Origin of the sequence: Streptosporangium sp. NPDC002721 (assembly GCF_042888905.1) — a bacterium.
In the GTDB taxonomy this organism is placed as follows: domain Bacteria; phylum Actinomycetota; class Actinomycetes; order Streptosporangiales; family Streptosporangiaceae; genus Streptosporangium.
Map to the genome: position 1 here is coordinate 47,915 of NZ_JBIAQI010000027.1, position 23,641 is coordinate 71,555.

Consider the following 23,641-nt stretch of genomic DNA (forward strand, 5'->3'; position numbering starts at 1 on the left):
CCGGTGGCGGGTGGGGAAGCGCATGACGGAGCGGGTGGCGGGGGTGCGGCTGGCGCCGTACACGACGCTGGGGCTGGGAGGACCGGCCGCGGCGTTCGTGGAGGCGGGGTCGTCCGAGGAGATCGTCGAGCTGGTGGCGGCGGCCGACCGGGCGGGCGAGCCGGTGCTCGTGCTGGGCGGCGGCAGCAACCTGGTCGTCTCCGACGAGGGTTTCGACGGCCTGGTCGTGCGCGTCGCCTCCCGGGGCGTCGAGATCGCGGGGGATCTGGTCACCGCGCAGGCGGGCGAGGACTGGGACGCCCTGGTCGAGCGCGCGGTGGACGAGGGCCGGTCGGGCGTGGAGTGCCTGTCCGGCATCCCCGGGCTGGTCGGGTCCACGCCGATCCAGAACGTCGGCGCATACGGGCAGGACGTCTCCCAGACGATCACCGCCGTCCGGGCCTACGACCGCCGGACCGGCGAGGTGCGGGATCTCGACGCGCGGGAGTGCGGGTTCGCCTACCGGCACAGCGCGTTCAAGGACGACCTGGGGCGGTACGTCGTGCTCGCGGTCACCTACGAGCTGGCCTCCCGGCTGGGCGTCGCGCTGTCCGGCCCGGTCGCCTACCGCGAGCTGGCCTCCCGGCTGGGCGTCGCGCTGGGAGACCGGGTGCCGCTCGCGGACGCCCGGGCGGCGGTGCTGGAGCTGCGCGCGGGCAAGGGCATGGTCCTGGACGCGGCCGACCCCGACACCCGCAGCGCGGGGTCGTTCTTCACCAACCCGGTCCTCACCGCCGGGCGGGCCGCCGAGCTGGAGCTGCGGGCGCCGGGGTTCCCCCGCTGGGACATGCCGGAGGGGGCCGTCAAGGTCCCGGCGGCGTGGCTGATCGAGAACGCCGGGTTCCCGAAGGGCTACCGGCGTGGACCGGCCCGCATCTCCACCAAGCACACCCTCGCCATGACGAATCCGGAGCTGGCGGCGTCGACGGAGGAGCTCCTCGACCTCGCCCGCGAGGTCAGGGACGGCGTCCTGGAGAAGTTCGGCGTCACCCTCGTCAACGAGCCCGTGATGGTCGGCACCCGCCTCTGAGGTGCCCGGGGGTGGGTAATGGCCATCCGTTTTCTACTGCTATGGTCTGATAGCAAAACCCGAAGGGGAGTAGTCCCAATCGCGTGATCGACATGCTGGCGCCCGAGGCGCCCGGTCGCGCGGGCCCCGGATCCGGCCGTTTCCGCCCGGTTCCGTGGCGGACGAGACCTTCGGCCTGGCAGGCATTGATGGATGCCGCCGGGCCGAAGACGTGCCCGAGACTCCCCGGGTATCCACCTTCCGCCCGGCTGCGCGCGCGGAAGGGCACCTTCGTTGGAAGCGTTCTGGATCAGTCTCGTCGTGATCTTCGTCGCCGAGCTCGGCGACAAGAGCCAGCTCATGGCGATGACGTTCGCCACCCGGTTCAAGCCGTGGCCGGTCCTCGCCGGGATCACCCTGGCCACCGCGGTGGTCCACCTGTTCAGCGTCGGACTGGGCGGGCTGGTCGGTGACTTCCTCCCCACCACGGCGATCACGATCATCGCCGGCATCGCCTTCCTGGGCTTCGCGCTGTGGACGCTGCGCGGGGACGAGCTGACCGAGGAGGAGTCGCGGAAGGCGCAGCGCACCACCCGTTCGGCGATCATCGCCGTGACCGTCGCCTTCTTCCTCGCCGAACTGGGTGACAAGACGATGCTCGCGACCATCACGCTCGCCACCCAGTACGGCTGGTTCGGCACCTGGATCGGCTCGACGGTGGGCATGGTCGCCGCCGACGCCCTGGCCATCGCGGTCGGACGGATGCTCGGCAAGCACCTTCCGGAGAAGGTCATCCGCTACGGCGCCGCCGCGGCCTTCGCCGTCTTCGGCGTGATCCTGCTGCTCGAACCGCTGTTCGTCTGATCAGAGCCGGTACGGGTCGGGGCTGGTGCAGGTCATGGCCGGTGCAGGTCATGGCAGGTATGGGTTAGGGCCGACACGGCGCAGGGCCGGTATGGGGTAGGGCCGGTATGGGGTAGGGCCGGTACGGCTCAGGGCCAGTACGGCCGCGCGTGCTCGGCGGCGGCGGCGATCGCCGCGCCGTCGATCTCGGTGAACGTCAGCGGCACGTCGAAGGCGGGCCACTCGACCGCGACCTCGAACGGCTCCGCGGGAGGCAGCGGCCACAGCCACAGGTTCCAGCTGAGGGAGATGAGACGGTCACTACCGCTTCCACCTCCTCCACCGTGCTGCTGGAGGACCGGGCCGTCGGGAGGCGGCGGGGGCCACTCGCCGTCATGGTGTGGCCTGCCGTCGACGGTCGTGGCCTTGCCGCCGTCGGAGAAGCGGACGCCGAAGCGGAGGATCTCGTCTTCCAGCGCCTTTCCCGGACGGAATCTGGAGTGGCTCCTTTCGAACATCAGGTCACGCCGCTCCCACCACGTGTCCTTGTTCATGCCCTCGACGGGACGGGCCGCTATCCGGAGGTGGAGTTTCGCTCCCTCGGGAAAGGCGACGGCACTGGTGAGCACGACGACCAGCGCCTCACTGCGGAACAGCGTCCGGCCGATGTCGACGGTGCGGCCGAGCACGGCGTCCGGGGGGCCCATCCAGGGAGGATGTGCCTTCTCCTCTTCCGGTTCCCGGTCACGGGCCGGTGGCGCGGTGAAGAAGTCCATGGGGTCAAGATACGCAACCACCCAATTCTGTGCGTATATATCGAGATACGAGTGTTTTTGTATGCTTATAATGGCTTATAAGGCTTTTTATCTGTTTTGAAGACAGGATCCTGACGACAGGATCGAAAAGGCCACCGGATCCGTTCCGCCGCGCCGTCCGCCGGCCGGTGATCGCTCCGGGGAGGGGGAACGAGGGTCAGCCGATCAGGGCGAGGCGGCGGGCGGCGGCGGCCGCCTCGCCCCGGGTGGAGACGCCCAGCTTGCCGAGGATGTTGGAGACGTGGACGCTCACGGTCTTGGCCGAGATGAACAGCTCGGCGGCGACCTCGCGGTTGGAGCGTCCCTGGGCGACCAGCCGCAGCACCTCCAGCTCGCGCGGGGTCAGCGGCGACTCCCCGCCCCCGGCCTGCCCGGTGGCTCCCGCCTGCCCGGTGGTCCCGGCCCGTCCGGCGGTCCCGGCCTGCCTGGCGGCTCCGGTCCGTCCGGTGGTTCCGGCCCGTTCGGTGAGGGAGATCCCGATCCGGCGGGCGAGTGCCTCGATCTCGGTGGCCAGCGGCCGGGCGCGGAGCGCCACGGCGATCGGGTGGGCCGCGCGCAGCCGGGGCGCGGCACCGTCGCGGTCGCCTGCGCCGGCCGCTGTCCGTCCCCCGTGCAGCAGCGACTTCGCCTGGGGGAAGGGGCGGCCCAGCCGCTCCCAGGCGGCGGCCGCGGCGTCGTGGTCGCGGGTGAGATCGAGCCGGTATGCCTCGGCGACGGGGCTGTCGACGGTCATCGCCGCCGCTGCCTTCCCGACGTGGGCGCGCAGCGCCGCCACCCGTTCGGGCGCGAGCTCCTCGACCGTCTCGCAGATGCCGCCGAGCAGGCCGAGCGTCCGCCAGCCCAGCATGGGCTTGCTCGTGATCTGCGCCTCCAGGGCGACCCGCTCGGCGACCTCCAGCGCGGCCAGCGGCTCCCCGCCGAGCATGTGCAGGCCGATCACGAGCCGGGCGTCGGTGGTCAGCTCCTGCATGAACTCCTCGGGGACGGTGCCGAACGCGGTCACCTCGTCCAGGACGGATCTGAGCACGTCCGTCTCGCCGCGGGCGACCGCCACGTCCCCGCGGATCCGCCGCAGGTGATGGCGGGTGCGCACGGTGGGGTCCGTGGCGAGGATGTGCTCGACCAGCCGGGCCGCCTCGTCGAACCTGCCCAGCGCCTCCAGCGCCTCGGCCCGGTTGTTGGCGATGAACGTGCCCTGGTCCCGGTAGCGGCCGTACTGCCTCGCCCGCCGCTCCCCTTCGAGCGCGAGCTCGATCGCCTCGGTGGAGCGGCCCATGTTGTTCAGCGCGTCCACGTTGTTGGCGATGGCGCGCAGGACGCTGCGGCCCGACTCGACCCGCTCGCCGATCGCCTGCGCGGTCTCGTTGAGCTCGATCGTGGTCTCGATGCGTCCCGCGATCGAGTGGCCCAGCGCGAGGTTGAGCAGCAGCTCCGCCTCCAGGGTCTCCTCGCCGTGCTCGCGCGCGATCCGCAGTGCCTCCTCGGTGTGCGCCGTCCCCTCCGCCAGCTCGCCGCTGAATATCAGGTACGAGCCCAGTTTGGACAGCACCGCGGCGCGCTCCAGCCCTGGTTCGGGGACCAGACGCTCGGCGTAGCGGAGATCGTCGAGGACCCCCGGCCGCCGCTTGGCCTTCTTGAACTGCGATCTCCACACGAGCAGGTTCGCCACCCGGGCGGGCTCGGTCCGTTCGTCGAGCTCGTGCAGCGCGGCCTTGACGAACTTGCTGCCCCGGTCGACCTCCCCGCACGCGCTCGCGGCCTCGGCGGCCTGCTCCAGGACGGTGGTGTGGTCCACGCCGATGCGTTCGGCGGCGTCGGGGACCTTGCTCCACAGTGTGAGCACCCGCTCCAGCAGCTGCATCATCTCCCGGTGGGCGAAGGTTTTGGCGGCCTTGCCCGCCGCCTCCCAGGCGGAGACGAGGGCCCACAGGTCGTCGCGGGCGGAGTGCCAGTGGTGGGCGATCTCGATGGCGGCCCGGCCGGGAGGCACCAGCGTGCGGTCCCTGCCGATCTCCTCGGCGAAGCGGGCGTGCAGCCGTGCGTGCTCGCCGGGCAGGAGCTCGTCGTGCACGGCCTCGCGGATCAGCGCGTGCCGGAAGACGTAGGCGCGGCCGTCGGCGACCTGCAGCACGTTGGCCGCGATCGCGGTGCGCAGCGCGTCGTCGAGCTCGACGTCCGACAGCTCGCTGACCGCGACGAGCAGGGCGTGGCTCACCCGGATGCCGCCGGCCGCGGCGATGCGCAGCACCCGTTGCGTCTCCTCGGGGAGCCGTTCCACGGAGCCGATGATCAGGTCGTGAAGGGAATCGGGGAAGGAGCACTCGCCGCCGCACTCCATCAGCGCCTCGACGAACAGCGGGATGCCCTCGCTGCGCCGGAAGACCCTGTCGACCCGGGCGAACTCGGGCGTGGTGCCGAGGATGCCGGCCATCTGGGCCGCCACCTCGGACTGGGTGAGCCGGGGCAGGTCCATCCGCAGGACCCCGTCCAGCCGGCCGAGCTCGGCGAGCACCGGCCGTAGCGGGTGCTGGCGGTGGAGCTCGTCGGAGCGGTAGGTGAGGACCATCAGCACGGGAGCGGTGCGGAGGTTCCGGCTGAGGAAGGCGATCAGATCGCGGCTGGAGCTGTCGGCCCAGTGGACGTCCTCGATGAGGAGGATCACCGGGTGGCGCTCCGCGAGCCGTTCCAGCAGGGTGAGGATCTGCTCGAAGAGCCGGGCGCGGGCGGTGTCGCTCTCCGTGTCGCCGCTCGGCTCGCCGAACTCGGGGAGCAGCCGGGCCAGGTCACGGGCCCCTCCCTCGGGGAGCAGGGCCGCGACCTCCTCGGCTCCGCACTCGCGTACGAGCTGGCGGATCGCCGCGGTGAACGGCGCGTAGGCGAGCCCCTCGGTCGACAGCTCCACGCAGCCCCCGTTGAGCACGTGGGCGCCGTCGGCCGTGGCCCGCTCCGCGAAGCACCCGATCAGGCGCGACTTGCCGACGCCCGCCTCGCCGCCGAGCAGCACGGTCACCGCCGTGTCCTTCCGGGCCTGCTCGAACGCCTCGGTCAGGTCCGCGAGCTCCCTCTCCCGCCCCACGAAGACGGGGCTTACCGCCCGACCCACCATGTCTGCCAGCATGTCATGCCTTAAAGGTGTGATCCCCTTATTTTCGCTCGGTGGAGCCGGTGGTTCAGGGGGGTAGGGAGGCCCGGCCGGGCCTGTGGGAGCGGCCGGGCTCTCGGGGCGGGGTCATGCCGGGATGATCTTGCTGAAGAGGCCGCGGCGGCGCTTCTCGGGCGAGTGGACCTTCCTGTCCTCCTGCGCCTCGAGGGCGCGCCGGTAGCTGTCGGCCTCCTGGCGGAGCTCGGAGGTGCGATGGGCGATCATCTGAAGGTGAAGCTCGGGACCCATGGGGTTCCTCCCTGGTGTGGCACCTCGCGGTGCGCTTTCCTTACACACTCAAGATTCGTCCTAAGGCCCCCGGTCCCACATCGGGAGGATGTCCTATCTCCCGGACACTTCTCGGCCGGGCATTACCTAGATCACGCCTAGGGCGTCCCGGCACTACCTAGACGGCGCCGACCCGCCCCGGCCGGGCCGGGTTCCGCGAGGGGCTCCGCCCCGGCCGTGCCTCTGTCCCGGTCACGTCCCTGCTCCGGGCGCGCCTCTACCTGGGCGGGTCCTCCGGCGGCTTCGAGGGCGTGTTTTCCCGGGCGGCGGAGAACGGCTCATCCGGGCGGAAAACCGAAAGGCGCAGGGCTTCGGCGGGATTGCTTTCGTTGATTTTCGATAATCGCCGACCGCGTATTCACGTGACGGTTATTTCGTGACATGGCAGTCCGGGTTGACGTGGCGGATCAAGGGGTCCCCTCGGAATTTCGTTGTTCGCTTTTTCCTTGGTCTGGCGTGTGGGATTGATGTTGTCCTGCCCCTGTCCGTCTCTAGAATCATGGCTCTGAGCTGCAGGTTTCTGTGTGAAAGGTGCCCTGCGGCCAGATATCGGGCGCGTTTTAGTGTCGCGGAGGTCTTGTGGGCCAGGTCGACATCTATATGTTTGGCCCGAAATATTGGAGCGTCCGGATAAAATAACTCCAATTCATTGCTTCGGGCTCGTTTCCTCGGCAACGTGATGAGCGCAACCAGTGCGGACGCCCAAAGGTGCCCGCCTCGTTGAAAGCTCGTTGAAAGGGAACTCTCATGACGCGTCTTCGGAAAGTCGCCGCCCGTACCGCCGCGGGTGCCGCTCTCGGCCTGGCCGTGCTCGGCACTCCGGCCGTCTCCGACGCCGCCGTCGCGGCTCCCACCCCGGCCGTCTCCAGCGCTGCCGCGGCTCCCGCTCCGGCAGTCCAGCCGCCCGACCTGTGTCAGACCGTCAAGACCATCGCCGGACCGCTCCTCTCCCTGGTGGGAGCGGAGCTGATGCCCCTCAGCACGGCCCTGAACCTCATCGCCACCCTCACCGGTGTGCCGGTGACCCGGATTCTCGGCTGTCTCGTCTGACGATGCCTTCGTGTTGACGCCGTTGCCACCGGGTCCTCGTGTGACACGAGGGTCCGGTGCGGAGAAGTCGGCGGATGTTGACGAAAACCGGCAAGGCTGCTGTGCAGGGTCCAGTTTGGAAGTAATCACACCAGTAGGCATGCTGGAGAGGTGTCAACTATGACGACCTCGCTCACCGACGTGGCAACGTCCAACGTCACGCTGCGAAGCTTCCTGCACGGCCTGCCAGGTGTCGACCGCGTCGGCGCCGACCAGCGCGCCGCGATGCTCGGCACCCGATCCATCAAGACGACCGCCAAGGCCCGGGCCATCGACCTCGCCATCGGCATGGTGGACCTGACGACCCTCGAAGGGGCCGACACCCCGGGCAAGGTCCGCGCGATGTGCGCCAAGGCCGTCCACCCCGACCCGGCCGACCCCTCCGTGCCCAAGGTGGCCGCGGTGTGCGTCTACCCCGACATGGTCGCCGGGGCCGTGGCGGCCCTGAAGGGTTCCGGCGTCAAGGTGGCCAGCGTCGCCACCGCCTTCCCCAGCGGGCGCTCCTCGCTCGACGTCAAGATCGCCGACACCACCTTCGCGGTGGCGGCCGGGGCCGACGAGATCGACATGGTCATCGACCGGGGCGCGTTCCTCTCGGGCGACTACCTCAAGGTCTACGAGGAGATCGTCGCGATCAAGGCCGCGTGCGGGGACGCCCACCTGAAGGTGATCCTGGAGACCGGCGAGCTGGCCACGTACGACAACGTGCGCCGCGCGTCCTGGCTGGCGATGCTGGCCGGGGGCGACTTCATCAAGACCTCCACAGGGAAGGTGCAGCCCGCCGCGACCCTCCCGGTGACGCTGGTCATGCTGGAGGCGGTCCGCGACTTCCTCGCCGCTACCGGCCGCAAGGTCGGCGTGAAGCCCGCGGGCGGCATCAAGACCACCAAGGACGCGATCAAGATGCTCGTCCTGGTCAACGAGACCGTCGGAGACGGCTGGCTCGACCCCGACTGGTTCCGGCTCGGCGCCTCCAGCGTCCTCAACGACCTGCTGATGCAGCGCCAGAAGATGGCCACCGGCAGGTACGCGGGTCCCGACTACTTCACCCTCGACTAAGGCGTTCACATGTTTGAGTACGCACCGGCGCCCGAGTCGCGTGACGTCGTCGACATCAGGCCCTCCTACGGCCTGTTCATCGGCGGCGAGTGGGTCGACTCCCAGGGTGACAACCGCAACAAGACCGTCAACCCGGCCTCCGAGGAGGTCCTGGCCGAGGTCGCCTGGGCCACCGAGGCCGACGTCGACCGGGCGGTCCAGGCCGCCCGCAAGGCGTTCGGCGTCTGGTCGGCGCTGCCCGGCTCGGAGCGGGCCAAGTACCTGTTCCGGATCGCCCGCATCATCCAGGAGCGCTCGCGCGAGCTGGCCGTGCTGGAGTCCCTGGACAACGGCAAGCCGATCCGCGAGTCCCGCGACGTGGACCTGCCCCTGGTGGCGGCCCACTTCTTCTACTACGCCGGCTGGGCCGACAAGCTCGACCACGCGGGGTACGGCCCCGGCCCGCGACCGCTCGGGGTGGCCGGACAGGTCATCCCGTGGAACTTCCCGCTGCTCATGCTCGCGTGGAAGATCGCGCCCGCGCTGGCCTGTGGAAACACGGTCGTCCTCAAGCCCGCGGAGACCACCCCGCTCACCGCGCTGCTGTTCGCGGAGATCTGCGCGCAGGCCGACCTGCCGCCCGGCGTGGTCAACATCGTGACCGGCGCGGGCGAGACCGGCGCCGCCCTGGTGAACCACCCCGACGTGAACAAGGTGGCCTTCACCGGCTCCACCGAGGTCGGCCGCCGGATCGCCAGGTCGGTCGCGGGCACCGGCAAGAAGGTCACCCTGGAGCTCGGCGGCAAGGCCGCGAACATCGTCTTCGAGGACGCCGCGCTCGACCAGGCCGTCGAGGGCATCGTCAACGGGATCTTCTTCAACCAGGGCCACGTCTGCTGCGCGGGCTCCCGGCTGCTGGTGCAGGAGTCGATCGAGACCGAGTTGCTCGACGCGCTGAAGCGGCGGCTCGGCACCCTCCGGCTGGGCGACCCGCTGGACAAGAACACCGACATCGGCGCGATCAACTCCGCGGCCCAGCTCGCCAAGATCCGCGAGCTGTCCGACCTGGGGGAGGCGGAGGGCGCCGAGCGCTGGTCCCCGGCCTGCTCGCTGCCGGACAAGGGCTTCTGGTTCCCGCCGACCATCTTCACCGGCGTCGCCCAGTCGCACCGGATCGCCCGCGAGGAGGTCTTCGGCCCGGTCCTGTCCGTGCTGACCTTCCGCACCCCGGCCGAGGCGGTGGAGAAGGCCAACAACACCCCGTTCGGCCTGTCGGCGGGCGTGTGGACGGAGAAGGGCTCGCGCATCCTGTGGATGGCGGACAGGCTCCGCGCCGGAGTCGTCTGGGCCAACACCTTCAACCGGTTCGACCCCACCTCGCCGTTCGGCGGCTACAAGGAGTCCGGGTACGGGCGCGAGGGCGGGCGGCACGGGCTGGAGGCGTATCTCGATGTGTGAGCATCACAGGGCCAGACGCCGTCCCCGCCGTGCCCAGAGCACCCGGGGCCACGGCTTCGCCCGCGCCGGACGGCCGGTGCTGCGGGGCTGGTTCGCCCACCGGTGCGGCGTGAGCCGCTGCGGTCAGATCTTCGTGCCGGCCCGGCTGGCGCAGCAGGAGAGCTCGTGGAGAGGGCTGGGAAATGAGTAAGGCGGAGCGGCCGGGCCGGGCACGGGCGGGCAAGCAGGCGAGTGCCCCCGCGGGAGAGGGTACGGGCGAGGGCGACGCGCTGGGCGCGGGTCGCGAGCCCGCGCGGCTCGCCGTGCGCAAGACGTACAAGCTGTACATCGGCGGGGCGTTCCCGCGCTCCGAGAGCGGAAGGTCCTACGCCGTGGCCTCCTCCAGGGGCGACTTCCTCGCCAACGCGTCGCGGGCCTCCCGCAAGGACGCCCGCGACGCGGTGTCGGCCGCGCGCAAGGCCTTCGGCGGCTGGTCGGGCGCCACCGCGTACAACCGGGGGCAGATCCTCTACCGCGTCGCCGAGATGCTGGAGGGCCGCCGGGCCCAGTTCACCGCCGAGCTGGCGGAGGCCGGGACGAAGAGGGCCGGGGAGGTCGTGGACGCGGCCGTCGACCGGCTGGTCTGGTACGCCGGGTGGTCCGACAAGATCGCGGCCGTCGCCGGATCCTCCAACCCGGTCGCCGGGCCCTACTTCAACATCTCCACGCCGGAGCCGACCGGCGTGGTCGCGGTGGTCGCCCCCGACGAGCCGCTGCTCGGGCTCGTCTCGGTGATCGCCCCGGTGATCGTCACGGGCAACACCTGCGTCGTGGTCGCGAGCGAGCGCGCCCCGCTGCCCTCGATCACCCTGGCCGAGGTGCTCGCCACCTCCGACCTGCCCGGCGGGGTGGTGAACATCCTCACCGGCTCGGCCGCCGAGCTCGCCCCCTGGCTGGCCGCGCACATGGACGTCAACGCCCTCGACCTCACCGGGGTCGGCGACGAGGGCCTGGCGGTCGCGTGCGAGGAGGCCGCGGCCGAGAACCTCAAGCGCGTCTTCCGCCCCTCCGCGACCGCGACCGACTGGTCCGCCGACCCCGGCACCAGGCGCCTGACGGCCTTCCTGGAGACCAAGACCGTCTGGCACCCCACCGGCGTCTGACCCGCCGGGTTCACCCTGCCACGCCTGCCACGCCTGGTTCTCCGGGGTCGGCGTGGCGGGTCCGGCCGGATCCGGCTGGGGAGAGCGCGCCAGGTCCGGCCGGGTCCGGTGCACCGGACCCGGTCCGTCCGGTTCGGCGGGGTCGGGTCAGGTGAGCGGGGCGTGGCGGGGCCAGGGGCGGGCGGCCTCCAGCTGGCCGGCCAGGGCGAGGAGCTGCGCCTCGCCGCCCGGGGCCGCGACGAGCTGGACCCCGATCGGCGTGCCGCTGGAGTGCCTGCCGTACGGGACGTTCATGGCCGGCCAACCGGCCATGTTCCATGCCGCGGTGGCGGGCGCGTACGTCAGGTTGACGCGGACGTTGGCCGGCAGCCCCCGGCGGCCCCAGCGCTCGGCGGGCGGCGGTACGGCGGCGAGGGTCGGGGTGACGAGCACGTCGGCGTTCCCGAACCACTGGTCGGCGCCGTGCGCGCGCCAGCGGTCGCGGTCCGTCGCGCCGTCCGCCCCGAACCTGGCGAGCAGCCGGCCCATCCTCGCCAGGGACCTGGTGCGCCGTTCCAGCCCGCGCGGGTCGAGGCCCTCGACGTCGCCCCTGGCGCACGCGAACCAGGTGGCCACGGCGGCGGCGCCGACCCGGAGGGACATCCGCCCGGTGTGGTCCACCACGGTGTGTCCCGCGGCGCCCAGCGCCTCCGCGGCCCCGGTCACCGCCCGCTGGAACTCGGCGTCCACCGAGAGCCCCGGCGGCAGCGGCATCGGCGCGACCGCGACCCGCAGCCTCAGCGGTTCCGACAGGGTCAGCCCGCCCGGGTAGTCGTCGATGGCGCTGCCCACGCCGAGGGCCTCGCTCTCGCCGGGCGTCGCCAGCGACATGTCACCCGCCATGACGGCCAGGGCGAGGGCGAGGTCGGCCACGGTGGTGGCCAGCGGCCCGTTCTCCGACATCCCGTACCAGTCGTGCTCGGGCGGCGGGACCAGCCCGTGTCCCGGCTTGATCGAGAGCAGGCCGCAGCAGGCGGCGGGGATGCGCAGCGAGCCCAGCCCGTCGTTGCCGTGGGCCAGCGGGACCATCCCCGCCGCCACGGCCGCCGCGCTGCCGCCCGAGGAGCCGCCGGGGGTGCGGCCCGGGTCCCACGGGTTGCGGGTGACGCCGTACACGCTGTCGGAGAACCCGGCCAGGCACAGCTCCGGCACGTTGGTGATGCCGACGACCACCGCGCCCGCCGCCCTCAGCCTGGCGACCACGGGATGGTCCTCGTCCGCGGGCACGTCGGGTGTCGCCGCCGAACCGTTGCGCGACGCCTCCCCCCGGACCGCGACGTTGTCCTTGATCGCGACCGGCACCCCGGCGAGCGGCAGCCTCGGCAGGTCCTCCCGCTCCTGCAGGGCCCGCGCCTCGGCCAGCGCCCGCTCGGCGAGGACCACGCGGAACGCCCCGATCCGCCCGTCGCGCTCGGCGATGGCGTCGAGATGCTCGGCGACCACCACGGGTGCCGTGACCTTCCCCCGTCGCACGGCATCCGCGATCTCCACTGCGGAACTTCCCACCCACGACATGCACCGAGTGTGGTCTGGCGAGTGCGCAAGGGGAAGCGTCCCACATCTCAATCAGATGACTTGTCCGGCTCATCGGCGTTATTTCGCCCGGCGTACCCGAGCCGTCGACGTCCCCCGAGCCCCGGCGTACCCGAGCCGTCGACGTCCCCCGAGCCCCGGCGTACCCGAGCCGTCGACGCCTCCCGAGCCCCGGTGTACCCGGCCCGCCGGGGTCAGCGGCGGGGGTTGGTGCGGCGGGTGGCGGTGGCCGACAGGGGATCGTCGGGCCAGGGGTGCCGGGGATAGCGCCCGCGCAGCTCGGCGCGGACCGCGCGGTAGCCGTCGCGCCAGAAGGAGGCCAGGTCGGCGGTGACGGCGGCCGGGCGGCCCGCCGGGGAGAGCAGGTGGATCACGAGCGGGACCCCCGCGACGCGCGGGGCCTCGGCCCAGCCGAACAGCTCCTGCAGCTTGGCCGCCAGCACCGGCCGCTCGCCCGAGTAGTCGATCCTGACCCGCGACCCGCTCGGCACCTCGACCCGCTCCGGGGCCACCTCCGCGAGCCGGGCGTTCCACGGGACGAGGCGGTGCAGCGCGGAGACCACGTCGAGGCGCTCCAGGTCCGAACGGCGGCGGGCCCGCGACAGCTCGGGCTCCAGCCAGCGGTCGGCCGCGCCGATCAGCGCGTCGTCGTCCGTCGCGGGCCACGGGTCGCCGAGCGTACGGCGGCAGAAGGCCAGCCGCTCGCGCAGGGCCACGGCCTCGGGCGTCCAGCGCAGGATCGACAGGCCCTCCGCGCGCAGGCCATCCAGGACGGCGGGCCGCACGTCGGCACCGCGGAGCGCGCCGCTGGACAGCTCGATCGCGCCCAGCCGCTCCACCCGCCGCGCCGACACGTCGCCGCGCCGCTCTCCCGGCGGCGTGTGCCAGGTGACCTCCTCGCCTGAGCTGTACAGGGAGGCCGCGGCGAGCCTGGCGATCTCCTCGTCGATCACCACCGCCTGCCTGATCCTGGCGGACGCCGCTCCGGCGGGCCGGTCGGCGACCGCGACGGCGAGCCACTCCGCCGTCGCCAGCCGCGACCCGCGCGGCAGCTCCGCGGCCGTTCCCGAGGCCATCAGGTACGAGCCGCCGCGCCGTCGCGCCACCCGCTCCGGGTAGGCCAGAGCCACGACCGCCCCGGCCACGGCGTCGTCGCCGTTCCCCGGCCGGACGGCACCCGCCGGTCTCCGGCCGGAACGCGAGCCGGTGCCGGGTACGGCCCGCGCCAGGCGTCCCGCCTCCTGGCGCCAGCGGGCGGAGAAGCCGTCGCCGCCCTGGCGCGCGGAGCGCCAGACCGCCACCAGGTCGTCGCCCGCGTCCCGGGGCAGCTGCTCCGACAGCAGTGCCACCACCTCGGCGGCCCGGGACCCGGCGTCGATCCCGTCCGTACCGGTGTCGATCAGGGCCCGTGCCAGGCGCGGGTGAACGCCGACCCCGGCCATCCGCCGCCCCCGGTCGGTCACCCGGCCAGGGGGAAGGTCCGGTGCGTGTCCCGGCGACCGCTCCGGGGCGGCCGGTGGCCGCTGGGTGCCGGGGGAGTCGAGGGCGCCCAGGGCGTACAGGGTGCGGCGGGCGGCGTCCATCGCGGCGGGCGGGGGCGCGTCGAGCAGGGCCAGGCCGGTGGCGGCGGGATCGCCCCAGCAGGCGACCTGGAGGGCGAAACCGGTCAGGTCGGCGAGCGCGATCTCGGGGCGCGCGTACTCGGGCAGCCGGTCGTGCTCGGCCCGCGACCAGCACCGGTAGACCACCCCCGGCGCCTCGCGGCCCGCCCGTCCCGCGCGCTGGGTGGCCGAGGCCCTGGACGCGCGGACGGTGGTGAGCGAGCCGAGACCGCGGGCGTGGTCGGTACGGGGCTCCCTGGCCAGGCCGGAGTCGACCACGATCCGCACGCCCGGCACGGTCAGGCTCGACTCGGCGACCGAGGTGGCGAGCACCACCCTCCTGCCGTCGCCCGGGGAGAGGACCGCGTCCTGGACACGGGCCGGGGCCTGGCCGTGCACCTGGAGGACCTCGACGCCGGTGAGCATCGCGGCCACCCGGCCGATCTCGCCGACGCCCGGCAGGAAGCAGAGCACGTCCCCCTCGTGCTCGGCCAGCGCGCGCCGTACGACACCGGCGACGTGGGCCAGGAACGCCGGGTCCACCCGCATGCCGTGGGGCGGCGCGATCGTCCCGGTGGGCGGCACCCAGACGGGCGTGACCGGGTGCATGGTGCCGGAGGCGTGCACGACCGGCGCGAGCCCGCCGGGGGAGCCGAGGAGGCGGGCCCAGGGGGCGGCGTCGGCGGTGGCGGAGGTGGCGACGATCCGCAGGTCGGGGCGGAGCGCGGCGCGGACGTCGAGGAGGAACGCCAGGGCGGTGTCGGCGTCGAGGTGGCGCTCATGGCACTCGTCGAGCAGGACCGTGTCCACGCCTTCGAGCTCGGGGTCGCGCTGGAGCCGCTGCAGGAGGACTCCCGTGGTGACGACCTCGACGACCGTCCTCGGGCCGACCTTGCGCTCGCCGCGTACCGAGAACCCGACCTCCGCCCCCACCTCGGACTCCAGCAGCCACGCCATCCGCCTCGCCGCGGCCCGCACCGCCATCCGCCTCGGCTCGGCCACGATCACCCGCCTGGGCGCCGAGCCGTCGAGGAGCCCGGCCAGCGCGAGCGGGACGAGCGTCGTCTTGCCGGTGCCCGGAGGGGCGGTGAGCACGGCGACGCCCCGCCCGTCCAGTGCCGCGAGCAACTCGGGCAGGGCATGGCGTACGGGCAGGCCGGACCAGTCGGAACGCACCCGTCCAGTGTCCCCCGGCTCCGGTACCCGGCGGGACGCGGCGATCCCCGGAGCGCGGTCGCGGACTCCGGCTCGCGGTGGTGTTCGTCGTGCCGGGCGGGGGAATGATCCCTTCGTGATCGGTCTGACCGCTATGTTCGTCGCCACCGTGACCGCCTACCGACATGCCGCCCGGCTGCGGGCGGCCGACCGGCGGCCTCCCGCCGGAACCGCGTCCGCGCCCGCAACCGGGACCGCGGCCGCAACCGGGACTGAGACCGCGCCCGCAACCGGGACCGCGACCGCGCCCGTAATCGGGACCGCGACCGCGTCCGCGACCGCGCCCGTAATCGGGACCGCGACCGCGACCGCGTCCGCGACCGCGCCCGTAATCGGGACCGCGACCGCAGCCATGACTGCAACCGGAACCGCAGCCGCAGCCGGGACCGGAAACGCGACCGCGACCGGGCTCGTCCCGGAGGGCGGCGCCTCGCGGCGGTCGCCGGGGGAGCCGCTCGTGGAGCCTTCCGCGGAGGGCGCCCGGAAAGCCAGGCGAGCCCGGGAAGCCCATGAAGTCCGGGAAGTCCGGGAAGTCCGGGAAGTCCGGGAAGTCCGGGAAGCTTAGAAAGCTCGGGAAAGTCAGGAGGCTCCGAGGGTTCGGGGAATCCGGAGAGGGGGAGCCCCGCCCGCCACCGGGTGATCCATAACACGGAGGCGAAGAGTGTGTCTCGTGAACATGTCAAACGGGTTACAGCGGTTTTAACGTGCGCTGGTAAGGGCCGGTGATACAGGTCACAGGGCCACGAAGGAGCACGTCATGACCGCACCCCTCCCCGCGGGACTTCTCCGCATCCTCCTCACCCTGTCGCTCGGACTGCTCGGACTGCTCGGCGCGGCGACCGCGACGACGGCTCCCGCGCGGGCCGCCTCGCTCGTCCAGGTCGGTTCGTTCGGCAGCAACCCCGGCAACCTCACCATGTACAGCTACCGGCCCGACGGCTCGACCGCCGGGCGCCCGCTGGTGGTCCTGCTGCACGGCTGCACGCAGAACGCGAGCGGCTACTTCGCCAACTCGGGATGGCGCAAGTACGCCGACCAGTCGGGATTCACCCTCGTGCTGCCGCAGACCGGCAGCGCGAACAACTCGTCGAGCTGCTTCAACTGGTTCCAGACCGGTGACACCACCCGGGGCCAGGGCGAGGCCGCCTCGATCCGCGCGATGGTCGCCTACGCGGTCTCCACCTACGGGACCGACCCGGCGCGCGTCTACGTCTCCGGCCTGTCGGCGGGCGGGGCCATGTCGGCGGTCATGCTCGCCACGTACCCGGACGTCTTCGCGGGCGGCTCGATCGGGGCGGGGCTCGCCTACCGGTGCGCCGCCAGCCTGACCCAGGCCTCCACCTGCCAGTACGGCCCGGTCGGCAAGACCCCGCAGCAGTGGGGCGACCTGGTGCGCGGCGCCCACTCCGGCTACTCGGGGCCGTACCCGCGCGTCGCGATCTGGCAGGGATCGTCCGACTACACCGTCGTCCCGGCCAACGCCGCCCAGCTGCGCGACCAGTGGACGAACGTGCGGGGCGTCTCGCAGAGCCCCACCTCGACGCGGAGCCTCACCGGCAACACCTCCCTGAAGGTGTACGGGAACGACGTGGTGCGCCTGTACGAGATCCCCGGCATGGGACACGGCCTGCCGATCGATCCCGGCGGCGCCGCCGACCAGTGCGGCAGCGCGGCGGCGTACTTCCTCGACACCATCTGCTCGGCCTACCACGACGCGCAGTTCTTCGGCCTGACCGGCGGGCCGGGGCCGAACCCGACCCCGACCGTCACGCCGACCCCGACGCCCACCCCGACGGTGCCGCAGACCTGCATCAGGGCGAGCAACTACGCCCACACCACCGCGGGACGGGCCTACCAGTCCGGTGGCTACACCTATGCCAACGGGTCCAACAACGCGATGGGCCTGTGGAACACCCTCGTCACGCACGGCCTCAAGCAGACCGGCCCCAACCACTGGGTCGTCGCCGACAGCCAGTGCTGACGGCCCGCCGGACGGCGGGCCCCTGAACGCGACCGGCCGGACCGCTGATCAGCGGTCCGGCCGGTCGGTTGTCTGTGAGAGTTGTCCGTGAGAGCTGCCCGTGAGAACCGGGTGACCACTAGGCCGAGGGGTCGAGGACCCCGAAGCTCACCAGGGCGATGATGATGACCCCGAGGGCGATCCGGTAGATCACGAAGCCGGTGAAGCGGTGGGTGCTGATGTACTTCAGGAACCACGACACCGCCAGGTATCCCACCGCGAACGAGATCACGGTGGCCAGGATCGTGGGGCCCCATTCGGGCGCCCCGCCCTCGCCGATCTTGAACAGTTGCAGGAGGCCCGCGCCCAGCACGGCCGGGATGGCGAGCAGGAAGGAGTACTTCGCGGCCTCCTCGCGGCGGTAGTCCAGCAGCAGTCCGGCGCTGATGGTGCCGCCGGAGCGGGACACGCCGGGGATGAGGGCGAGCGACTGGGCGAAGCCGTAGATCAGGGCGTGGGTGAAGCTGAGGTGCCGCTCCAGGGTGAGCCTGTTGCGGGCGGTGTGGTCGGCGAACCACAGGACCAGGCCGAAGACGATCAGCGTCGTGCCGATCAGGCGCAGGTCGCGGAAGGCGCTGTCGATGGAGTCCTCGAAGAGGAGGCCGAGCACCACGATCGGGACGGTGCCGACGATGACGTACCAGCCCATCCGGGCGGCGTGGTGGGCGCGCAGGGCGGGGGTCCACAGGGAGCGGGTCCAGGTGTGGATGATCTCCCAGATCTCCTTGCGGAAGTAGATCAACACCGCGGCCTCGGTGCCGAGCTGGATGACCGCGGTGAACGCGGCCCCCGGGTCCTCCCAGCCGAAGAACGCCGACACGACCCTGACGTGGGCACTGGAGGAGATCGGCAGGAACTCCGTCAATCCCTGAATCAGTCCGAGGACCACCGCTTCGAACCAGCCCATCACATGAGCACCTTCCGTACCAGCGCGTGCGTAACCTACGCGAGGCTAGCGGAGCCGGGAGGTAACTGTGACCCGGTCGTTCGGCCGACGCCGGCCGGGCCCCTTTCATGATCGGCTGTGAACCGGGCCCCCACGACCGTCCGTCCTCCTGACCGGGGCCCACGGCCTCCGGCGCGGCCGGGACCCGCGAGGGTGGCGTGTGGCATATTGCCTGGACGCGTCACGCGGACGACGATCGGAGAGCTCGGGATGACGGACAAGACGATCGCGGACCTCTGGTTCGATCCCTCCTGCCCGTACACCTGGATCACCTCCCGGTGGCTGGTGGAGGTGGAGCGGGTGCGGCCCGTCGAGGTGCGCTGGCACGTGATGAGCCTGTCGGTGCTCAACGAGGGCCGCGACGAGGACCCCGAGGGTGACACGGAGGGGTACCTCTGGGTGCCCGTACGCATCTGCATGGCCGTGCGACAGGAGTACGGCCAGGAGGCGCTCGGCAGGCTCTACACCGCGATGTGGACCGTCGGGCGCGCTCGCGGGGAGGACTGGGTCGGTTCCCTGCACGACTCACTGGTCGCCGCGGGGCTGCCGCCGGAGCTGGCCGGGGCCGGGACGTCGACGGCCTACGACGAGGCGGTGCGCGCCTCGCACGCGGAGGGCATCGGCCTGATCGGCGAGCACGTCGGCACCCCGGTGGTCGCCGCCACCGGCCCCGCGACCGGTGGCGAGCGCGTGGTGTTCTTCGGCCCGGTGATCTCCCGGATCCCCGTGGGCGAGCAGGCGGGCCGCCTGTGGGACGGGACGCTGCTGGTGGCCGCGACCCCGGGCTTCCACGAGCTCAAGGGGCCCCCGCACGAGGAGCCCCGGCTCGACGACCCGAGCTGACGGACACCCCGGGCCCGTGAGCGGTCCTGCGGTGAGCGGTTGTTCCAGGAGTGCTCCTGTTCCGAGTGGTGCTCCCGGAAAGGGCTCCTGTGAGTGGTTCTCCCGAGAAAGTTCGAGAGAGGGTGCGACCCGCGTGCCGGGCCGTCCGGACGGGAGTCCGGACGGCCCGTGGAGGGGAAGGCGCGGGCCGCACCCGGTCTCGCCTACCGCGGCCGGGTCACCTTCCCGCTCACTGGCGGGTCAGCTTGACGTCGTCCACCCCGGCCTCGACCAGGGAGGCGCCGGAGGCGTCACCGGCCTCGATCAGGATGCGGACGCTCTGTCCCGCGAAGGCGGAGACGTCGACGTTGGCCGTGCCCCAGGCGCCGTTGCGGTTGGAGGCCGCGCCGAGCTGCTGGAACACCTGGGTGGTGGTGGTGGAGCCGACGACCTTCACCCGCAGGAAGTCGGCGTTGGAGGCGTTGGAACCGTGCGCGAGGTACCAGGAGAACGCCAGCCTGAGCGTTCCCGTCGACGGCAGGGTGACGGCCGGTGACCGGACGCTGGTGGTGCCTCCGTCGACGTCGTAGTCGCCCGCCGCGGCGCCCGCGAGCCTGCCGGTGACCAGGTCGTTGCTGCCGCTGACGGTGGTGCCGAGCTGCTTGGCGCCGCTGGAGGTGGTCGCCTCGGGGTCGCCGCGCTCCCACAGGCCGGAGGTCGCGGTGTCGGTCGCCGAGGGGTTGGTCGTCCAGCCGGTCGCGGTCTCGAAGGTGTCCTGCCAGACGACCGTCGGGGCCACGGCGGTCGCGGTCGTCCACACGGCGTAGGCGATGGCGTCGGAGTTGCGGTTCAGCGCGGTGTCGCTGACGTTGGTGATGGTGTCGCACGCCCGGTGGTAGCAGGGGTCGAACGCCTGCCCCGCCGTACCGCCCCACAGGGTGGCCTGGGCGCTGGACTTGATGCCCTCGGCGCCGGTGAACGTGCCGCCCGCGGGGATGCCGACCGCGATGAACGGCCCGTAGTCGGAGCGGCCGTCGAAGTCGGTGCCCCGGGTGGCCACGCCGATCGAGGTGAAGTACGCCTGGAGCGTCGCCTCCAGCTGCGCGGAACCGGCCGGGCCGGGGCCCGAGCCGACGCCGTCGGAGTTGTCGCCGTCGTAGACGAAGTAGCCGGGGTTGGGCGAGCCGACCATGTCGAAGTTGTAGTAGCCCTTGATCTTGGCCCGCTCGGAGGCCGGGAGGTTGTTCACGTAGTACTGGGAGCCGCGCAGGCCCAGCTCCTCCGCGCCCCACCAGGCGAAGCGGAGGTGCTTGGTGGGTGCCAGCGACTGGCGGGAGACCTCGAGGGCGGTCTCCAGGATGGCGGCGCTGCCGGTGCCGTTGTCGTTGATGCCCGGCCCGGCGGCCACGCTGTCGAGGTGGGCGCCGACCATCAGGATGTCGTTCGGGTCGCCGCCCGGCCAGTCGGCGATGACGTTGTAGCCGGTCGCGCCGTTGTAGGTGAACGACTGCAGGGTGGTGGTGAACCCCGCGCCGTTCAGCAGGTTCCTGACGTAGTTGGCCGAGGCCAGGTAGCCGGGGCGGCCGTGGGCGCGGTTGCCGCCGTTGGCGGTCGCGATGGACTGGAACTGGGTGAGGTGTGCCTTCACGGCGGTCAGCGAGATGTCCGGTGGGACGGCTGCCGACGCCGACGGTGCGGTGAACGCCAACGGGATGGCAAGGATCGCCGCCATGCCCATGGTCCACAGACTGCGCATCATGCTCCTCGGGTTTGAGGGTGTGTGGGTCCCCCGAGCGGCGCGCACCCGTGGCGGGTGCGCGCCGTACAGCGTGGTGGTGCGCTTTCGGAGCGGTTCCCTAGCGGGCGGCGCCCTCGTGGGCGGCCGCGGTCCTCGCCGCGGACCTGGCGGTCACGGCGTTACGGTCGGGAATGCCGGTCAGGTCGTAGGCGAAGAACGCGGTGGCGTATCCCACGGCCTTGGAGTTGCGCTCGAGTGCGGCGGCGTTGATGTTGTCGATGCCGTCGCAGGCGGCGTGGTAGCAGGGGTCATAGGCGACACCCGCGGTCCCGCCGAACTTGGCGGCCTGCTCGGGCGTCTTGATGCCCTCGGCGCCCGTGAAGATACCACCGGCGGGGATGCCGTTGGCGATGAACGCGCCGTAGTCGGAGCGACCGGTGAAGTCCGTGCCCTCGAACGGCAGGCTGCGCTTGGCGTAGAACGCCTCGAGGCGCTTCTCGATCTCCGGCGATCCGGCCGGGCCCGCGGGGGCGCCCTCGGCGTCGGAGTCGTCACCGTCGTACAGGAAGGTGCCGTCGTTGGGCGAGGCGATCATGTCGAAGTTCAGGTAGAGCCTGATCTTGTCCTTCTCGGCCTGCGACAGGCCCGCGACGTACTGGTCGGAGCCGAGCAGGCCCAGCTCCTCGGCGCCCCACCAGGCGAAGCGCACCTTGTGCTTGGTCGGCACATGGGCCAGCTTCAGCGCGGTCTCCAGGACGGCGGCGCTGCCGGAGGCGTTGTCGTTGATGCCGGCGCCCTCGGGCACACCGTCCAGGTGGGCGCCGACCGCCACGATCTCGCCGGACTTGCCCCAGCGGGTGTCGGCGATCAGGTTCTTCGTACGGCCGACCGTGGTCTCGGCGTCGACCTTCAGGCGGACGGTGGTGTTCGGGCTGTCGGCCAGGTCCAGGCCGACGGCCGTGCTCGCCATCACGATGGGGAAGCCGAAGCGCCACTCGATGATGTCGAAGAGGAGCGGGTCGGTGCGGCCCGGCTGGCCCTCGTTGAAGAAGATCACACCGGCCGCGCCGGCCGCCTTGGCGTTGGTGGCCTTGTCGATGAACGGGCAGGTGCCGCGCTGGATCAGCGCGATCCGGCCGGGCACGAACCCGGCGAAGTCGGAGGCCTCACAACCCGCCGTCGAGCTCGGGGTCGGCGTCGGGGGGATGACGGCGTCGACGACCTGCACCTGCGCGGTGACGTCGCCTCCGCTGGAGGAGACCACGGTGACGAAGTCGGCCGGGTTGGCGTAGGTCTTGGCCTCGGGGGCCGTCTGCTGCAGGACGGAGGGGCTCGCCTCCTCCCAGCCCAGCGGGAACTCGACGTCGGTCGTGGAGGTCTTGTATCCGGCCTTGCGTAGCTTGTCCTGCACGTAGGCGAGGGAGGCGTCGTACCCGGGGGTGCCCGCCGCGCGGTTGCCGCCGTTGGCGGTCGCGATCTCCTGGAACTTGTCCAGGTGCTTCTTGATGTTCTTGCCCTTGATCTGCGTCGCGAACACGTTGGCCAGGACGTCGGTGACGCCGGGGGACGTCGTGGTCGCGGTGGTCGCGCTCGCCGGCACGGTGAAGGCGAGAGGGAGGGCGAGGGCCGTGACCAGGGTGACGGTCCGGACCATGCTGCGTCGTAACCTCAGGCGCATAGCGCTCCTCGGGGTGGAACGGAGGGGGGATCCCCTATTACGTACATGGCGGAACGTACCGTGATCAACTGGTTTCGCCTAGATGCGCCGAGGCTCAGATGTGTGAAAAGTTATCAAGCCGACCCTGACAGGGTTTTCTCAGGGATGTCTCGGGAACGGGAGAGTTCCGGTCGTTCGTTTGAAGAGACGAAGAACACCGATTCGGGGAGAGGCATCGTGCACCGTTCAAGAAACCACAAGATAATCGCCGGAGTCTGCGGCGGGATCGCGGAGACGCTCAACATGCCGCCCACCCTCGTCCGGGTGTTCTGGCTGTTGCTCTCGCTCATCCCGGGCCCCCTGTGGGTCGCCTACGTGCTCATGTGGATCTTCGTCCCCAAGGCGCCGGCGGTCCGCTACTGAGTTCCTGCTGAGGTCCCACCGGGTCCCCGGGGCGCTCGCGGTCCGCCGGTGAAAATAAGCTGGGGGCATGAGGCGACGCCCACTGTCCCTGGTCAACGACGATCTGGTCGACTACGAGAAGGCGATGGAGCGGATGACCGACCTGGTCGGTCAGCGGCAGCGCGACGAGTGCTCCGACACGCTCTGGTTGCTCAGCCACCCACAGGTCTACACCGTGGGCAGGCGAACCCCTGAGCAGCACCTGCCCGACCCCGCTCACGGCATCCCGGTCGTGAGCACGGGTCGTGGCGGGCAGCTCACCTACCACGGCCCCGGCCAGCTGGTCGGATACCTGATCGTCAAGCTCGACGAGGGCGAGGGGATCGTCGACTACGTCCGCGAGGTCGAGCTGAGGCTCGTCCGCGCGCTCGGCGAGCTCGGCGTCCCGGCCGAGCGCCGCGACACCCCGCCGGGCTCGGAGCTGCTCACCGGCGTGTGGACGGTCGAGACGGGGCGGAAGATCGTCTCGATCGGCATGCGGCAGAGCCGCGGTGTCACCAGCCACGGGTTCGCCCTCAACGTCGACGGCGACCTGACCCCGTGGAGCTGGGCGGTGGCCTGCGGCATGCCCGACGTCGACATGACCTCCATGGGGCGGGAGGCCCCCGCCGCCGCGGCGATGGACCGGGTCCGCGCGGCGGTGGCGGAGGCCTTCGAGGCGAGCTGACCGGCTTTCCGATCTGCTTCGACTGGTCTTCCGATCGGCTCGATCGGCTTTCCGGTCGGCTCGACCGGCCTTTCGGTC

Annotated in this window: 18 protein-coding genes; 10 read left to right on the forward strand and 8 right to left on the reverse strand. The window is 71.8% G+C overall.

The window, feature by feature from the left end; translation table 11 throughout:
- The first annotated feature begins 22 nt into the window (after positions 1–22).
- Complete coding sequence (locus tag ACFYWM_RS33425; protein ID WP_389922051.1) at positions 23–1,069, forward strand: UDP-N-acetylmuramate dehydrogenase; 1,047 nt, start codon at positions 23–25, stop codon at positions 1,067–1,069.
- A 273-nt stretch (positions 1,070–1,342) separates the two neighbouring features.
- Positions 1,343–1,912, forward strand: coding sequence for a TMEM165/GDT1 family protein (locus tag ACFYWM_RS33430; RefSeq protein WP_389922054.1), 570 nt, complete (start codon positions 1,343–1,345; stop codon positions 1,910–1,912).
- Positions 1,913–2,040: 128 nt separating this feature from the next.
- Here ACFYWM_RS33430 and ACFYWM_RS33435 read toward each other — a convergent pair whose 3' ends face one another.
- The 3 genes from ACFYWM_RS33435 to ACFYWM_RS33445 form a co-directional block, all read right to left on the reverse strand.
- On the reverse strand, positions 2,041–2,667 hold the full coding sequence (locus ACFYWM_RS33435) for a hypothetical protein (protein ID WP_389922057.1): 627 nt from the start codon (positions 2,665–2,667) through the stop codon (positions 2,041–2,043).
- A 196-nt stretch (positions 2,668–2,863) separates the two neighbouring features.
- The gene (locus ACFYWM_RS33440) at positions 2,864–5,812 is read right to left on the reverse strand and encodes an AAA family ATPase (protein ID WP_389922060.1); all 2,949 of its coding nucleotides are present in this window, start codon (positions 5,810–5,812) and stop codon (positions 2,864–2,866) included.
- A 123-nt stretch (positions 5,813–5,935) separates the two neighbouring features.
- Entirely contained in the window at positions 5,936–6,097 is a 162-nt protein-coding gene (locus ACFYWM_RS33445) for a hypothetical protein (RefSeq protein WP_389922063.1), read from the reverse strand.
- Between the two features lie 786 nt (positions 6,098–6,883).
- Here ACFYWM_RS33445 and ACFYWM_RS33450 point away from each other — a divergent pair.
- From ACFYWM_RS33450 to ACFYWM_RS33465, 4 genes are all read left to right on the forward strand, one after another.
- Positions 6,884–7,186 carry a hypothetical protein gene (locus ACFYWM_RS33450; protein ID WP_389922065.1) on the forward strand — a complete coding sequence of 101 codons (303 nt, stop codon included), beginning with the start codon at positions 6,884–6,886 and terminating at the stop codon, positions 7,184–7,186.
- Between the two features lie 159 nt (positions 7,187–7,345).
- Complete coding sequence (gene deoC / locus ACFYWM_RS33455; RefSeq protein WP_389922067.1) at positions 7,346–8,284, forward strand: deoxyribose-phosphate aldolase; 939 nt, start codon at positions 7,346–7,348, stop codon at positions 8,282–8,284.
- A gap of 9 nt (positions 8,285–8,293) precedes the next feature.
- Complete coding sequence (locus ACFYWM_RS33460; protein ID WP_389922071.1) at positions 8,294–9,721, forward strand: aldehyde dehydrogenase family protein; 1,428 nt, start codon at positions 8,294–8,296, stop codon at positions 9,719–9,721.
- A 182-nt stretch (positions 9,722–9,903) separates the two neighbouring features.
- Positions 9,904–10,863, forward strand: coding sequence for an aldehyde dehydrogenase family protein (locus ACFYWM_RS33465; RefSeq protein WP_389922074.1), 960 nt, complete (start codon positions 9,904–9,906; stop codon positions 10,861–10,863).
- Positions 10,864–11,010: 147 nt separating this feature from the next.
- Here the strand turns inward: ACFYWM_RS33465 and ACFYWM_RS33470 are convergent, their stop codons facing one another.
- Entirely contained in the window at positions 11,011–12,417 is a 1,407-nt protein-coding gene (locus ACFYWM_RS33470) for an amidase (protein WP_389922077.1), read from the reverse strand.
- A gap of 212 nt (positions 12,418–12,629) precedes the next feature.
- Entirely contained in the window at positions 12,630–15,212 is a 2,583-nt protein-coding gene (gene hrpB, locus ACFYWM_RS33475; protein WP_389922080.1) for an ATP-dependent helicase HrpB, read from the reverse strand.
- A 796-nt stretch (positions 15,213–16,008) separates the two neighbouring features.
- Here hrpB and ACFYWM_RS33480 point away from each other — a divergent pair.
- On the forward strand, positions 16,009–17,232 hold the full coding sequence (locus ACFYWM_RS33480) for an alpha/beta hydrolase family esterase (protein ID WP_389922081.1): 1,224 nt from the start codon (positions 16,009–16,011) through the stop codon (positions 17,230–17,232).
- A 118-nt stretch (positions 17,233–17,350) separates the two neighbouring features.
- Here the strand turns inward: ACFYWM_RS33480 and ACFYWM_RS33485 are convergent, their stop codons facing one another.
- On the reverse strand, positions 17,351–18,178 hold the full coding sequence (locus ACFYWM_RS33485) for an undecaprenyl-diphosphate phosphatase (protein WP_389922082.1): 828 nt from the start codon (positions 18,176–18,178) through the stop codon (positions 17,351–17,353).
- A 249-nt stretch (positions 18,179–18,427) separates the two neighbouring features.
- Between ACFYWM_RS33485 and ACFYWM_RS33490 the strand changes: the two genes are divergently transcribed.
- Positions 18,428–19,060 carry a disulfide bond formation protein DsbA gene (locus tag ACFYWM_RS33490; protein WP_389922084.1) on the forward strand — a complete coding sequence of 211 codons (633 nt, stop codon included), beginning with the start codon at positions 18,428–18,430 and terminating at the stop codon, positions 19,058–19,060.
- 229 nt (positions 19,061–19,289) lie between these two features.
- Here ACFYWM_RS33490 and ACFYWM_RS33495 read toward each other — a convergent pair whose 3' ends face one another.
- The gene (locus ACFYWM_RS33495) at positions 19,290–20,795 is read right to left on the reverse strand and encodes a M28 family peptidase (RefSeq protein WP_389922087.1); all 1,506 of its coding nucleotides are present in this window, start codon (positions 20,793–20,795) and stop codon (positions 19,290–19,292) included.
- Positions 20,796–20,895: 100 nt separating this feature from the next.
- Positions 20,896–22,455 (reverse strand): M28 family metallopeptidase, encoded by a 1,560-nt coding sequence (locus ACFYWM_RS33500; protein WP_389922090.1) that lies wholly within the window; start codon positions 22,453–22,455, stop codon positions 20,896–20,898.
- A 216-nt stretch (positions 22,456–22,671) separates the two neighbouring features.
- Between ACFYWM_RS33500 and ACFYWM_RS33505 the strand changes: the two genes are divergently transcribed.
- Positions 22,672–22,857 carry a PspC domain-containing protein gene (locus ACFYWM_RS33505; protein WP_344743060.1) on the forward strand — a complete coding sequence of 62 codons (186 nt, stop codon included), beginning with the start codon at positions 22,672–22,674 and terminating at the stop codon, positions 22,855–22,857.
- 67 nt (positions 22,858–22,924) lie between these two features.
- Complete coding sequence (lipB, locus tag ACFYWM_RS33510) at positions 22,925–23,563, forward strand: lipoyl(octanoyl) transferase LipB (protein ID WP_389922093.1); 639 nt, start codon at positions 22,925–22,927, stop codon at positions 23,561–23,563.
- Positions 23,564–23,641 lie beyond the last annotated feature (78 nt).